Source organism: Photobacterium profundum (assembly GCF_003026285.1).
GTDB lineage: Bacteria > Pseudomonadota > Gammaproteobacteria > Enterobacterales > Vibrionaceae > Photobacterium > Photobacterium profundum.
On sequence record NZ_PYOD01000010.1, the window covers coordinates 99,782 to 114,029 of the forward strand.

The following is a 14,248-nucleotide window of genomic DNA, read 5'->3' on the forward strand; positions in this document are numbered from 1 at the left end:
GGCAATGGCAATACTAAAAGCAGAACACTTAGCCAAAAGTTATAACGGACGTAAAGTCGTTTCAGACGTAAGCCTTGAAGTGGAATCAGGCAAAATTGTTGGCTTACTTGGACCAAACGGTGCAGGCAAAACCACCTCTTTTTACATGATTGTCGGGTTAGTGGCACGTGATGAAGGTAAAATTACGATTGATGGTACCGACATCAGCCTTCAACCTATGCATAATCGTTCTCGCATGGGTATTGGGTATCTGCCGCAAGAAGCCTCTATTTTCCGTCGTTTATCTGTTCACGACAACCTAATGGCTGTGCTGCAAACCCGTAAAGAAATCACCAAGCAGCAACGCCAAGATAAACTTGAAGAATTATTAGATGAATTCAACATTCAGCACATCCGCAATAGTTTAGGCATGGCGCTATCAGGTGGTGAACGCCGCCGCGTAGAAATTGCACGAGCTCTCGCTGCAAATCCAAAATTCATTCTGCTTGATGAACCGTTCGCAGGTGTCGATCCTATCTCTGTGATCGACATTAAGAAAATCATCGAACATTTACGCGATCGTGGCCTTGGTGTACTGATTACCGACCATAACGTGCGTGAAACATTGGATGTTTGTGAGCATGCATATATTGTAAGCCAAGGTCATTTGATCGCAAATGGCACACCATCAGATGTATTGAATGATGAGCATGTGAAACGTGTTTATCTAGGTGACCAGTTCCGTCTATAGTTAGAAATAGATGGCAGGCCCAATAAATATAATAATAAGGTGTATAAACACGAATGAAAACCTCGCTCCAGCTTAAGCTAGGCCAACAATTGGCAATGACGCCGCAATTACAGCAAGCGATTCGTTTGTTGCAATTATCGACTTTGGATCTACAGCAAGAAATCCAAGAAGCTTTGGACAGCAATCCTTTGTTGGAGCTCGAGGAAAACCCTAGTGATTCAGATTCCAGCTCATCCGATAATGATAAAAATACGGAATCCGTGAGTTCAGAACAGAATGATTCAGAAGGTCCGACCGATACTGACTCATCAGACAATATTCAATCAGAACCTGAACCATTCGACACATCAGAAGTTATCGAGCAACATGAAATGCCCGAAGAACTGCCTGTCGATACAACTTGGGATGATGTTTATAGTTCAGGGACAGGTAGTACTGGCATTGCTGTTAATGATGAAATGCCCGTCTATCAAGGTGAAACAACTGAATCACTTCAAGATTATTTGATGTGGCAAGTTCACCTAACGCCCTTCTCAGAAACTGATTTAACCATTGCGACCGCTATCATTGATGCCGTTGACGATAGAGGTTATCTGACTTGTTCAGCTGATGACATTCTGGAAAGTATGGGCGATGAAGAAGTTGAGTTAGATGAAGTAGAAGCCGTATTGAAACGGGTGCAACAATTTGACCCTTTAGGTGTTGCCTCTCGAAATTTGCAAGAATGCCTACTACTTCAGCTTGCAACGTTCCCCAAAGATACACCATGGCTAATTGAAGCGAAAGTTTTGCTCAATCAACATATTGATTTATTGGGTAACCGTGATTATCGCCAGTTGATGCGTGAAACTAAATTAAAAGAGAGTGAACTCAAATCAGTCATGCAACTGATTCATAATTTAGCCCCACGCCCTGGCAATCGTATTATTGCGTCAGAAACTGAATATGTCATTCCTGATGTGTCTGTTATAAAAGATCATGGCAAGTGGGTAGTCACCATCAACCCTGATAGCGTACCTCGCATTCGAGTGAATCAACAATACGCTGCACTCAGCAAAACGACACGCAACAGTGCTGATAGCCTATTTATCCGCACCCATTTACAAGATGCTAAATGGTTAATTAAAAGCTTAGAAAGCCGAAATGAAACCCTTTTAAAAGTATCTCGTTGTATTGTTGAGCATCAGCAAGATTTCTTTGAGTATGGCGAAGAAGCCATGAAACCGATGGTACTGAATGATATTGCGCTCGACGTTGAAATGCACGAATCAACGATTTCTCGTGTTACTACGCAAAAGTACATGCATACGCCACGTGGCATATTCGAATTAAAATACTTTTTCTCAAGTCATGTTAATACCGATAGCGGAGGTGAATGTTCATCAACCGCCATTCGAGCACTTGTTAAGAAGTTAGTTGCGGCAGAAAACCAAGCAAAACCTCTTAGTGACAGTAAAATTGCGACTTTATTGGCAGAACAAGGCATCATGGTAGCGAGAAGAACCATTGCTAAATACCGTGAATCCTTGGGAATTTCGCCATCTAACCAACGAAAACGTCTGATCTAACCAGATATAACGAAAGGAAGATGTCTATGCAAATCAATATCACTGGGCACCATGTTGAAGTTACTCAAGCGCTTCGCGAATATGTCACAACTAAATTTGACAAGCTAGAGCGCTTTTTCGATAAAATTAATAATGTTCAAGTGATTTTGACCGTAGATAAACTACATCAAATAGCCGAAGCTACCTTGCACATTAACGGTGGTGAAATCCACGCAAAAGCGGATTCTGAAAATATGTATGCCGCTATAGACTCATTGACTGATAAACTCGTCCGTCAATTAAACAAACACAAAGATAAGCTCAACAGTCACTAATCATGCATCTTAGTAACGTATTGAGCCTGGACTGCACAAAAAGTGCAGTTCACTGCTCCAGCAAAAAACGCGCCCTAGAAATTATCAGCGAGATTGCCGCTGAGCACCTTGACCAAAATCCACAGCCTCTATTTGAATGTATTTTAAATCGTGAAAAAATGGGCAGTACAGGAATTGGTAACGGTATAGCTATCCCGCACGGTCGAATTCAAAACAGTGATCAAGCTATCGCTATTCTAATTCAGTGTCAGGATCCCATTCAATTTGATGCCATCGATAACCAACCTGTCGATCTTCTTTTTGCTTTACTCGTGCCAGATGCACAATGCAAAGAGCACTTAAAGACCCTTTCAAGCATGGCAGAAAAGCTCAGTAATAAGCAGGTTTGTAAACAATTACGAACGGCTAAAAGTGATGAAGAGCTTTATCAAATCATGACAAATGAATCATAATTATCTATACCCCGTAATGATTGAGGTAAGTTAACCATGCAGTTAATGGTCGTAAGTGGACGCTCTGGTTCAGGAAAATCCGTAGCACTACGTGTGTTAGAAGATCTTGGTTATTACTGTGTTGATAACCTTCCCGTGACTCTACTGCCACAATTTATCAGCACGGTTGAAAATAACGAACAAGATATTGCGGTAAGTATCGATGTACGTAACATGCCCTCTGAATCAGGCGCGATCCAAAAAACATTGAATTCACTCGATGATAAATTGGATGTTAACGTCATATTTATTGATGCTGACGACAAAGAATTGGTAAAACGTTATAGCGAAACCAGACGCTTACACCCTCTTTCAAAACATGATATGAGCTTAGAGCAAGCTATTCAGTCTGAAAGTGCGATTGTCGCTGATATTAAAGAACACGCTGACTTAGTGATCGATACAACCAATAAATCGATTCATGATTTAAGTGAGACGGTTCGAGCACGTGTACTTGGGCGAGAATCACGTAAGCTGATATTAGTATTTGAATCGTTCGGTTTCAAACATGGTTTACCCACAGACGCCGATTACGTATTTGATGTTCGCTTTTTGCCTAATCCGCATTGGGTTCCTGAACTCAAACCCCAAACAGGTTTAGATCAAGAGGTCAAAGAATTCCTTGTCGGGCATGCTGAAGTCAATAAATTGATTTACCAGATCCGTAACTTCATCGAAACTTGGCTGCCTCTGCTCGAAAAAAATAACCGCAGCTATCTTACCGTTGCGATTGGTTGTACTGGTGGTCAACACCGCTCTGTCTATGTTGCCCAACAACTCGCAGATCATTTTCTTCATGATGGACAACAAGTACAAATTCGCCACCGTACACTGGAAAGTAAATAATGCCAGTATTAAGCCGTGAACTGTTCATTAAAAACCGCCTAGGTCTACATGCAAGAGCAGCTATAAAGCTGGTTGAATTAACCCAAAGTTTCGAAGCAACTATCACTATCAGTAATGATGAGAAAAGTGCTACCGCAGACAGCGTAATGGGATTATTGATGCTTGAATCAGCGCAAGGTCAGCAAATCAACGTTAGTGCAGAAGGAAGTGATGCCGAGCAAGCGCTCAATGCTGTCACTGACCTCATAGAAGCAGGTTTTGATGAAGATAATTAATCGATGTTCTAGCAGTTAAATAAACACTAAACATCGATAAATGAATCGATAATGACGGTAAAAGACGTAATTTATAGCGACTATTAACACCTTCACCGTTATTGTCGTTTTAACACCAGCATTAAATATTTAATTCCTCTTAAATCTGGTGAGACAACAGCCTTTGTAATACGTTAAAATTCAAATTATTGCGCCATCAATTCATAAGGTCCCATTGCCTATGGCGGATGCTTTAGAACAAGATCAAACACATCAAACACTGCAAGAAGTGAACACAGCCCTAGAGAACGGGATGTTTGTTCATGTCCGCCGTATTCTTCAAGATATGGAACCGGAGGATATTGCTCACCTCTTAGAAGCTTCTCCGCCTAAAGAACGTCAGGTACTTTGGCAGCTAACCGATCCTGAAGAGCAAGGTGAGATTCTTGATGAGCTATCAGAAGATGTAAAAGACGGTATCGTCTCGCAAATGGAGCCAGAAAAACTGGCAGCCGTAACCGAGGGGATGGAGAGTGATGACGTCGCCTATGTATTGCGTAGCTTGTCTGATGAGAGATATCAGGAAGTGTTGGCGCAAATGGATGCCACCGACCGTCATCGAATAGAAAAAGCCCTCGCCTACCCAGAAGAGACCGCTGGCGGAATGATGAGCACCGACTTCATCACAATTCGTGGTGATGTTACGGCAGATGTTGTTCTACGTTATCTACGCATGAAAGGGGAGCTCCCTGAAGCAACTGATGCCTTGTACGTGGTTAATGAACAAGAAAAATTAATTGGCCACCTTTCTCTTTCGGCCTTAATAACCACGCAGCCTGATATCGAAATCCGTGAGGTTATGGAAGATGCTGATGAAGCGATTCCTGTCGATATGGATGATAGCGAAATCGCCAACTTATTCGAACGTCGAAATTGGGTTTCAGCCCCTGTCGTTGATGCGAATAATCATCTCGTCGGTCGTATCACTATCGATGATGTGGTCGATATTATTCGAGAAGATGCTGAACACTCGATGATGAGTATGGCGGGTCTTGATGATGACGAAGACACCTTCGCACCAGTAATGAAATCGGCACGTCGACGAAGTATTTGGCTCGGTGTCAATGTTCTTGCAGCATTAGCTGCCGCATCTGTTTCCAACATGTTTGAAGAAACGCTGGCACAAATGGCATCCATTGCTGTTTTGATGACAATCGTCCCCTCTATGGGTGGTGTGGCAGGAAACCAAACTGTTGCCTTGGTTATTCGAGGTTTAGCGGTTGGACACATTGGTGATTCAAACACGCGCTGGTTGCTAAGCAAAGAAGCCCGAGTCGGTTTAATTAACGGCATACTATGGGCGGCGATTATCGGCGGCGTGGTGGTCGTGTGGAAAGGAAATATTGTACTCGGTGCCATTATTGCCGGTGCGATGCTCACCAATCTCTTTATGGCGGGTGTGGCGGGTGTAACAATTCCAATACTATTGAAAAAATATAATATCGACCCAGCGCTTGCTGGAGGTATGGCGTTAACTACCATCACCGATATTGTTGGCCTGTCGGTTTTCCTCGGTCTTGCAACGATCTTTTTAATCTAGAAAACCGTTAGCTTTTTCTATTTAGCCTCATATAAAAAGGGACGAGGTATTTATCACTTAAGATAAAAACCTCCCCCCCTTTTTATTGGCTTAATACCGCCTTAGATAGCTCGTCGTGATATATTATTACTCGCCAGCAATCTTCATTGTGTCTAACAAAATAGAGCCTGTTTGGATTTGACTACGTGTTTCCGTGTCTGCTCCGATTGCGACAATGTTTTTCATCATATCTTTTAAGTTACCAGCAATGGTAATTTCACTGACAGGATATTGAATCTCACCGTTTTCAACCCAAAAGCCAGCAGCACCACGCGAGTAATCTCCCGTTACAATGTTAACGCCTTGGCCCATTAACTCTGTAACCAATAAACCACGATCCATCTTTTTCAGCATCTGCTCAAAGCTTTCACCCGTCGATTTCACTAACCAATTATGAATACCACCAGCGTGACCCGTTGGCTGCTGCCCCAATTTACGCGCAGCATAACTTGTCATCAGGTATGTTTGCAGCACACCATCGGTAATAATTTCTAAATCCCGCGTCGCCAAACCTTCGCTATCAAATGGCGTACTCGCCATACCACGAAGAATATGTGGGCGCTCGCTAATGCCTAACCATTCAGGGAAAATCTGCTCACCAAGCTGATCCAATAGGAATGAAGACTTTCGATATAAGTTCGAACCACTGATCCCCATAATCAGGTGGCCAAACAAACCTGTCGCTATATCAGCAGAAAACATGATCGGTGCTTCACGTGTCGACAACTTCTGTGCATCAATACGACCTAGCGTACGCTCTGCGGCGTGCTGACCTACACGCTCAGGCGTCCAAAGTTCAGAGGCTACGCGTGAAGACGTGTAACTGTAGTCTCGCTCCATCTGACCATTCTTACCTTCAGCAATCACACAACAGCTCGTACTGTGGCGGCTAGAAGCATAACTCGCAAGCATGCCATGGCTGTTACCATAAACACGCACGCCGTAATGGCTATCGTAACTTGCACCATCGCTTTGCTTAATACGGGGATCGAAATCTAATGCCGCTTGCTCTGCAGCAAAGGCAATCGATGCTGCAAAATCAGGCTCTGGTTCATCAGGATGAAACAGATCTAATTCTGGAATATTTTTTGCCATCAATTCTGCAGGAGCAGGGCCTGCAAAGGGATCTTCTGAGGTGTATCGAGCAATATCAAGTGCAGCTGCAACTGTTTGGGCAATGGCTTTTTCACTCAAATCTGATGTAGAAGCACTGCCTTTACGTTGGCCACGGTACACTGTGATACCCAGAGCACCATCACTGTTAAATTCCACATTCTCGATTTCACACATGCGCGTGGAAACACTGATACCCGTGGTTTTATTAATAGCAACTTCAGCAGCATCGGCTTGCTGTCCTGCGACTTCTAACGCTTTAGCAACTGCAGCTTCCAGCTCAACACGCTGATGTGCAACCTGTTCTCTTACGTCCATAGGATCACTTATCTGGCTTTTAATCGTTATATAATTATGATAGTTACAGAATAATGTAATTTACGCCCAAAATCGTTAGTAAACTGATAAAATAGATACATTAGCATTCTTAGTGAGCCAGTTATGAGCCGTAAAAACCAAAAAGCACCTTGGGAACCAGAAGAAGAAATCATTTGGGTAAGTAAAACCGAGATGAAACGCGACATGGATGCAATCCAAAAGCTAGGCGAAGAGCTTGTTGCTCTAACACCAAATGCTTTAGCGAAAATCCCGCTTGAAGAAGAGTTAATGGATTCAATCAAAGATGCACAGCGCTTCAAGAATGAAGCTCGCCGTCGTCAACTGCAATACATCGGTAAAGTGATGAAGCATATCGATCTTGATCCGATTCAAGCAGCTCTTGATAAACTACGTAACAAGCACTCACAGCACACTGTTGCTTTGAAGAAGCTTGAGCAAAAGCGTGATCGTTTAATCGAAAATGGCGACAGTATGATTAATGCCATAATGGTTGATCATCCTGATGCAGACCGTCAGCACTTGCGTCAACTAACTCGCCAAGCGAATAAAGAAAAAGCAAATAATAAGCCAGCAAAAGCTTACCGTGAAATTTTTCAATATCTGAAAGAGCTGTACCTAGAAAACTAATCTAGCGGCAATATAGCAAGGTTCCATGCTTGAAATCAGAGCATAAAAAAGCCAGCAACGGATGCTGGCATTTTTATATCAATTAAGTAAGTAACAGAAAATTACTCTGTACCACCTACCGTCATCGAATCAATCTTCAATGTCGGTTGACCGACACCTACAGGTACACTCTGCCCAGCTTTACCACAGACTCCAACTCCGCGATCAATAGATAGATCATTACCCACCATCGATACTTGCTGCATCGCTTCAATGCCGCTGCCAATCAGGGTTGCACCTTTAATTGGACGCGTAATCTTACCGTTTTCAATTAAGTATGCTTCAGATGCAGAGAAAACAAATTTACCAGATGTGATATCCACCTGACCACCACCAAAGTTAGGGGCGTAGATACCATTTTTCACGCTTGAAATAATTTCTTCAGGCGCATGCTCACCTGGTAGCATATATGTATTGGTCATACGTGGCATAGGTAAATGGGCATATGATTCACGACGGCCATTACCGGTAGGATCAACACCCATAAGACGAGCGTTCAACTTATCTTGTATATACCCTTTTAACTTACCGCCTTCGACTAAGACGTTATATTGCCCTGGCACACCTTCATCATCGATATTAATCGAACCACGACGATCAACTAACGTACCGTCATCAACAATCGTACAAAGTGGTGAGGTAACTTGCTGCCCCATCTGACCCGAGAACATCGAAGACCCTTTACGGTTGAAGTCACCTTCTAAACCATGACCGACGGCTTCGTGTAATAATACCCCAGGCCAACCATTACCTAACACAACGGGCATTGTACCCGCAGGGGCTGCTTCAGCTTCAAGGTTCACCAGCGCCTGACGAATTGCTTCATCGGCAAAGTTGAGTGCCGCTGACTTGCCATCTTCTTCATGCAAGAAATGCTCATAACCGTAACGACCACCACCACCAGCACTACCACGTTCACGTTTATCACCTTTCTCAACTAATACGCTGATAGATAAACGGACAAGCGGACGAATATCAGCAGCATAAGTACCATCAAGCGCAGCAACCAATACTTGCTCGTAAACACCGTTAATACTGACTGATACTTCTTTAACTAATGGTTCTTTAGTACGGATATAACTGTCGATTTCTTCCAGTAATGCTATTTTTTGAAATTTATCAAAACTGCCTAATGGATCAACGGGTGCATAAATACCAGAAGGCGAAATAGGGCTAAAGGCTTTAACACTCGCATTGCCGCCCTGACGCACAATACCACGCGCTGCTTTCGCACTTTGCGTTAACGCTAACTCGTTAATCTGATCTGAATAAGCAAAGCCGGTTTTTTCACCCGCTACAGCACGCACACCAACGCCGCGGTCAATATTAAAAGAACCGTCCTTTATGATACTGTCTTCCAGCACCAGAGATTCATGCCAGCATGATTGGAAATAGATATCAGCATAATCCACATCGCGAACCGCAATCATGCTCAAGATTTTATGAAGCTCTTCACGCCCTAACCCAGATTGGGTTAGCATGGTATTTTCTACAGTTTTCAGGGACATTAATTCTGCTCTTGTCATTTATCGCGGGTGCACACTAAAACGGGCGTGCTCAACCAACGGCATATTTGTTCTTATAGTTTGACTGAAATCTAAATCTATATCAGCCGTTAACACACCAGTACCTTGTTGCTGACAGGCTAACACCTGCCCCCAAGGGTCAATAATCATTGAATGCCCCCAGGTTTCTCGACCTTGATTATGTTCACCCCATTGCGCAGCGGCAATTAGCCAACATTGGGTTTCAATGGCTCGAGCACGTAATAAGATATCCCAATGCGCTTTGCCTGTTACTTTTGTGAAAGCCGCAGGCACAACAATAATATCGGCACCTTGTTCTCGTAGTGCGGAATACATTTGAGGGAATCGCACATCATAACAGATTGATAATCCAATTTTACCAAAGGGAGTCTCTACTACTTTTATCTCATTGCCAGGTTGAAAAGTATCAGACTCTCGGTAACTATGGTGTTTATCTTCAATCTCTACATCAAACATATGCAATTTATTATAGTGGGCAGTACATATCCCTTGATCATCAAACAGTAGTGCTGTTGAAGTGATCTTGCCATCAGGCTGAAGGATGGGCATCGACCCAATTAACAACCAAATACCTAACTGTTTTGCAAAAGCAGCAAGTTCCGTTTGTAAAGGACCATCGCCTAAAGCTTCAGCATGGCGTATATAGTCATGATTAGAACCAAAAACAAGCGTGTTTTCAGGCGTTACAACTAAACGCGCACCTTGTAATTGTAACCCTTTAAGCTTCTTTTTAAGCTGAATAAGATTTGCCTCAGGATCGGGACCTGAGTTCATTTGCACTAAACCAATCTTTGTCATAACTCACTCCCTGAAATTCTACTTTCTCTTAATTTCATCAATCTATTATTTCTTTTTATCGATTGATTCAGGAACGACGATCTCACCTTTAAATCGAGAACGCTCGGTGACTGTTGGAGAATCCAATGGTCCCTTCACCAAATAATTAACCTGAGTAAAGACATCTAACACGGGTGATAATGCTGTTGAGATAGCAAACACATACAATGCGGTTTGAGGCGCAACAGCAAAGGCCGTTAATACAGGTATACCCGATGTAAAGTCAGGGGTAAACCTGACTTGAGCATTAACCGTTTCATTCACTAAATTAGCAGAACCTTTAATGGTAAGATCGCCTGCTAACGCCTGCATTTTTATATTGTCACTATTAAATACACCATTCTCAATTTTCCCCGACCCTTTGATATAATTAAAGGCTAAGCCATCATCAAATACGCCAGAAAAATCAAGCTGCAGCTTTCTCATAATCGAATCTAGGCTAAATAAACCCAGTAAACGACCCGCACCACCAACCCCACTAATAATGCCTTTACCAGTTTCTGTTTTAATTTCACCCGTCAAGGTTTCTCTATGAATAGACCACGGCGAACCTTGCCACTGAATTGATGCATAACTGCTAAATGAAGCATCCTGAATGCCGCCCGAAATCCCAAAACGACCCATTAAATCAGAGCTGTTTTTACCTTCAACATCAAAAGCTATCTGGGTTTCATTTTGCCCACCGTCTAATGTCCAGTGGGCATCAAGGTTCAATGCTGTTGCCCCAGATTTCACCTGAAGGTTTTGCAGCACCAGCGTATTATTATCTTTGCGCAGTTTTCCTGATACTTTACCCAAGCTATAGCCTTGCAACCACATACTGTTCACCTGTAAATCTATATCAGGCATATTCGCCATCAAGGTTTTATCAAGTTCAGTGGCTTCTGGAATATCGCGTTGTGGTACGTACTTGGTTTTATCCTGTTTATCTGTAGATAATAGCTTGGGGAAATTTAAGTACACATTATCTAACGTTAATTTTAACGGGTTATTATCAACCCAAACGGCATTCCCTTTTAACTCTCGACTATCAAGGGTAAAGCCCCATTGGCTCCGTTTTCTTTGTGCGTTAAAAGTCAGATCATGCCAATCTAGAGATGCGAGAGTAAGTGTCTTCAATTGAATATCCAGCTGTGTCGGCATCGGTATTTGAGGCATACCTTGCTTCTTGCCTTTTGCTTCCGCCAGATCCAAATCACTCGTGATCTCGTTAATCAAATCAATCCATTGATCGCCATTAATACGATTACTATTCACTCGCACCTGATGCCCAGACAATGGCAAAGGCTTTAACTTTCCCTTTCCGATACTTAAAAAGCTCTGTTTAATCACTGGGCGAGACTGCAGTAAGCTTATTTGAGCTTGATACTTCGCATCAGGTACGACAATTCCCCCAGATAATGCCTCAGCAGTACCGTTTATTTTTACAGTAGCAAATTGCTTGGGAGACAACGCCCCTTCATAAGTTAACGGATAAGGGAGATTGCTATTAATACGTGAAAGTGGGGCCTGTAAATCCACCTTATAATTAAAGCCCGTATCATGCAGGCTAACGCCAACAGTACCTTTCCATTGCGCCTGCCCTGATACGTGATTGAGCAGTGGATCATTGAGTTGTTGCTGAAGTTGACTAACTTGCCAATCACCACCAAGATCAATGTCGACGTTATAACCTGTATCAACACTCCTGCCATTAAAACCAACGTTGATCGGCTGTTCGAGTAAGAGACCTTTTAAGTCAGTAGCTTTAATCACATCATTATCAAAAATTAATTGCCCATTAACATTTGCTAACTGTATAGCTGGGGTTTCAATCGCAATTTGATTATCTTTAAAGTCAGCAGTACCCCACGCCCTCACATCAGTGCCATCGAAAGGAATATCAAGCTTAAAGCGAGAGGTAACAGGACCAGTTACTTTTACCGTGGTTAATGCTGCACCAACAGAATCGACTAATGGCGTCGCCAGCATATAGTCACGTACCGCATCTCCTTTCGCGGCAATATCCACCTTTAACTTTAAATGTCCATCAGGGCTGAGCTCTGAAGCTCCCGTGACACGAGAAGCGGTAGCCCCCATAGTGATCGCATGGCGCGAATCAAGGTACATAAAGTCATTTTCAAACAATAAATCTAATTGTAGATCCGTTAATATCGGCCAAGCAGTATCAAAGCTAAATTTTGCCTTTTTCAGTGGCACCTTCGCTTGAAATATTCCCTCGTGATTTTTATAAGGAAAATCAGAAAGCTCTCCATACCAAAGCAACTGAGCAACATCCGCTTTACCACCACGAATTGCTGCTGAGAGATAATCCGTTAAATCATGCCCTAAAGCTAATGTAGGTAAATAACGCCACGTCTCTCCGGCATTATTGAGCGAGGCTTCACCATAGAAAGATAACCATGCAGGCTTTTCTGCAGGAAAATCTAAACGAAACTCACCATCGACTTTTAAGTGAGGGGTCGCAACATGCAGCTTGTCACTCCATAATCGCCAGCCTTGATCGTTTACCTGCCAATAAGCGGTTACATCCGCATTATCAATTTTTAAAGGGGCTTGAAAAACCTCACCATAAGGTAATGCATCATCTTTCAGTTTTAGAACCGCTTTACCTGATGCTAAATCGCCGGAAATATCAGCATCTAACTTACTGATGCCCGGTAAAAGCTCCCATTGCTGCATACCAAAGTGTTTTAGTTTTGCAGAAAAACGAGGTGACTCTTCACCAGTACTGGCAACGCGAATATCGGTTAAATTTCCCGTAGGCTTTAACGTATTCAACATAGATACAGCGCTGTTATCCGCAGGAAAGAAGCTAGCCAAAGACTGTAAACGTGCGATATCAAGGCTATTTACAGCCAACATCCACTTTTTAGGCTGCCATTGCGCAACAAGATCGAGATCGGGCCATTGCGTGTTATCTGTTTGAATTTTTAGATCATCACTATCAACTCGCCAAGCCGTGACATCATCGGTCAACGTCGTTGGTGTTAAAGCAACAACACCTTGTTGGATCTGAATGCTATGTAGTTGATCCGCTCTTTTCCATTCAACCTTACTATTTTCAATTTGAACGCGACTGTTAGTTATTTTACCGTCGAATAAATCTAACCACACCTCAAAGCCGATATCACTGCTTGTAATTTCGGTGCCTTTTGTTAACTGTTTATTCAACCACGGCGTAATCGACAAGTTCTGAGCTTGCGCGTAAATATGTCCCGATAAACTCGGTAGATCGCCTTTCTCAGATAAATTAGCGATAACTTTAAGCTGGCTAAGGTGCGTATCAGCAATGCTGATTACCCCTTCCGCAAGATGCTCGCCGTTAACATTTACCCATTTCAATTCACTGATATCCACCTGCTTTTTTTCACCAGCAGGTGTTAACAACGACACTTTGGAATCTGTTAAAGAAAAGTCCCCAAGGCGGACGAAAAATAAACGTTCTAATTTCTGGACGGCAGTCGTAGCTTGGTTTGCTGGGACTTTTGGGGAAGAACCCGCATAAAGGTCAAAACCTGGGATTTGTGTTAAATCGATACCTAGTTGATTGATTGTAATATTTTTGAAAATTGGACGAAATTGCCAGGCTGATTGCCAGATATCAAGCTGCATATCAATCGAACCAACCGACGCCAGTGATTGAGAATTATCACTTGCTGCAATATCAATGCCTTGCAACATTAACGACGGACCAATACTGCGCCAATGCCCTTCAACACTGTCAATTTGCAGACTCATGCCTGCCTGCTCAGATGCCCATTGACGGATCGGCTCACGGAATTCGTTTAGCTGAGGAAGAAAAAGACGCAGACCACTAATAGCAATAGCGGCCAGCACCAACAATGTCAGTACTAGCCACATTAATCCACGTACCAGACGAACTGGAACTGTTGTCACTCGA

The 14,248-nt window shown here is 42.9% G+C and carries 12 protein-coding genes; 8 read left to right on the forward strand and 4 right to left on the reverse strand.

Features of this window, described 5'->3' with window-relative positions; translation table 11 throughout:
• Nucleotides 1-4: 4 nt before the first annotated feature.
• From lptB to mgtE, 7 genes are all read left to right on the forward strand, one after another.
• Nucleotides 5-730: an LPS export ABC transporter ATP-binding protein gene (gene lptB / locus C9J48_RS19660; protein WP_006232417.1), complete on the forward strand. Its 726-nt coding sequence runs from the start codon at nt 5-7 to the stop codon at nt 728-730.
• A gap of 53 nt (nt 731-783) precedes the next feature.
• Nucleotides 784-2,298: an RNA polymerase factor sigma-54 gene (locus tag C9J48_RS19665; protein WP_006232416.1), complete on the forward strand. Its 1,515-nt coding sequence runs from the start codon at nt 784-786 to the stop codon at nt 2,296-2,298.
• Nucleotides 2,299-2,324: 26 nt separating this feature from the next.
• Complete coding sequence (hpf, locus tag C9J48_RS19670; RefSeq protein WP_006232415.1) at nt 2,325-2,612, forward strand: ribosome hibernation promoting factor; 288 nt, start codon at nt 2,325-2,327, stop codon at nt 2,610-2,612.
• Between the two features lie 2 nt (nt 2,613-2,614).
• Complete coding sequence (ptsN, locus tag C9J48_RS19675; protein WP_006232414.1) at nt 2,615-3,064, forward strand: PTS IIA-like nitrogen regulatory protein PtsN; 450 nt, start codon at nt 2,615-2,617, stop codon at nt 3,062-3,064.
• A 36-nt stretch (nt 3,065-3,100) separates the two neighbouring features.
• Nucleotides 3,101-3,949, forward strand: a complete 849-nt coding sequence (gene rapZ / locus C9J48_RS19680; RefSeq protein ID WP_006232413.1) for an RNase adapter RapZ — start codon at nt 3,101-3,103, stop codon at nt 3,947-3,949.
• The gene (locus C9J48_RS19685) at nt 3,949-4,224 is read left to right on the forward strand and encodes an HPr family phosphocarrier protein (RefSeq protein ID WP_006232412.1); all 276 of its coding nucleotides are present in this window, start codon (nt 3,949-3,951) and stop codon (nt 4,222-4,224) included. Before rapZ ends, C9J48_RS19685 begins: the two co-directional genes overlap by 1 nt.
• A gap of 220 nt (nt 4,225-4,444) precedes the next feature.
• Nucleotides 4,445-5,803 carry a magnesium transporter gene (gene mgtE, locus C9J48_RS19690; RefSeq protein ID WP_006232411.1) on the forward strand — a complete coding sequence of 453 codons (1,359 nt, stop codon included), beginning with the start codon at nt 4,445-4,447 and terminating at the stop codon, nt 5,801-5,803.
• Nucleotides 5,804-5,929: 126 nt separating this feature from the next.
• Here the strand turns inward: mgtE and pmbA are convergent, their stop codons facing one another.
• Complete coding sequence (gene pmbA / locus C9J48_RS19695; protein ID WP_006232410.1) at nt 5,930-7,273, reverse strand: metalloprotease PmbA; 1,344 nt, start codon at nt 7,271-7,273, stop codon at nt 5,930-5,932.
• A gap of 123 nt (nt 7,274-7,396) precedes the next feature.
• Here pmbA and yjgA point away from each other — a divergent pair, with 123 nt between their 5' ends.
• On the forward strand, nt 7,397-7,921 hold the full coding sequence (yjgA, locus tag C9J48_RS19700) for a ribosome biogenesis factor YjgA (protein WP_006232409.1): 525 nt from the start codon (nt 7,397-7,399) through the stop codon (nt 7,919-7,921).
• 101 nt (nt 7,922-8,022) lie between these two features.
• On the opposite strand, the gene tldD is transcribed toward yjgA, so the two are convergent.
• From tldD to C9J48_RS19715, 3 genes are read right to left on the reverse strand one after another with little or no spacing between them, the layout of a single operon-like run.
• Nucleotides 8,023-9,468, reverse strand: coding sequence for a metalloprotease TldD (gene tldD, locus C9J48_RS19705; RefSeq protein ID WP_006232408.1), 1,446 nt, complete (start codon nt 9,466-9,468; stop codon nt 8,023-8,025).
• Nucleotides 9,469-9,486: 18 nt separating this feature from the next.
• Complete coding sequence (locus tag C9J48_RS19710) at nt 9,487-10,305, reverse strand: carbon-nitrogen hydrolase family protein (RefSeq protein WP_006232407.1); 819 nt, start codon at nt 10,303-10,305, stop codon at nt 9,487-9,489.
• Nucleotides 10,306-10,350: 45 nt separating this feature from the next.
• Nucleotides 10,351-14,244: a YhdP family protein gene (locus C9J48_RS19715; RefSeq protein WP_006232406.1), complete on the reverse strand. Its 3,894-nt coding sequence runs from the start codon at nt 14,242-14,244 to the stop codon at nt 10,351-10,353.
• Between the last annotated feature and the right edge of the window lie 4 nt (nt 14,245-14,248).

Excerpts from the sequence above, each read along its gene's own strand:
- lptB (WP_006232417.1), top strand. The coding sequence starts at position 5 with ATGGCAATACTAAAAGCAGAACACTTAGCCAAAAGTTATAACGGACGT.
- C9J48_RS19665 (WP_006232416.1), top strand. The coding sequence starts at position 784 with ATGAAAACCTCGCTCCAGCTTAAGCTAGGCCAACAATTGGCAATGACG.
- hpf (WP_006232415.1), top strand. The coding sequence starts at position 2,325 with ATGCAAATCAATATCACTGGGCACCATGTTGAAGTTACTCAAGCGCTT.
- ptsN (WP_006232414.1), top strand. The coding sequence starts at position 2,615 with ATGCATCTTAGTAACGTATTGAGCCTGGACTGCACAAAAAGTGCAGTT.
- rapZ (WP_006232413.1), top strand. The coding sequence starts at position 3,101 with ATGCAGTTAATGGTCGTAAGTGGACGCTCTGGTTCAGGAAAATCCGTA.
- C9J48_RS19685 (WP_006232412.1), top strand. The coding sequence starts at position 3,949 with ATGCCAGTATTAAGCCGTGAACTGTTCATTAAAAACCGCCTAGGTCTA.
- mgtE (WP_006232411.1), top strand. The coding sequence starts at position 4,445 with ATGGCGGATGCTTTAGAACAAGATCAAACACATCAAACACTGCAAGAA.
- pmbA (WP_006232410.1), bottom strand. The coding sequence starts at position 7,273 with ATGGACGTAAGAGAACAGGTTGCACATCAGCGTGTTGAGCTGGAAGCT.
- yjgA (WP_006232409.1), top strand. The coding sequence starts at position 7,397 with ATGAGCCGTAAAAACCAAAAAGCACCTTGGGAACCAGAAGAAGAAATC.
- tldD (WP_006232408.1), bottom strand. The coding sequence starts at position 9,468 with ATGTCCCTGAAAACTGTAGAAAATACCATGCTAACCCAATCTGGGTTA.
- C9J48_RS19710 (WP_006232407.1), bottom strand. The coding sequence starts at position 10,305 with ATGACAAAGATTGGTTTAGTGCAAATGAACTCAGGTCCCGATCCTGAG.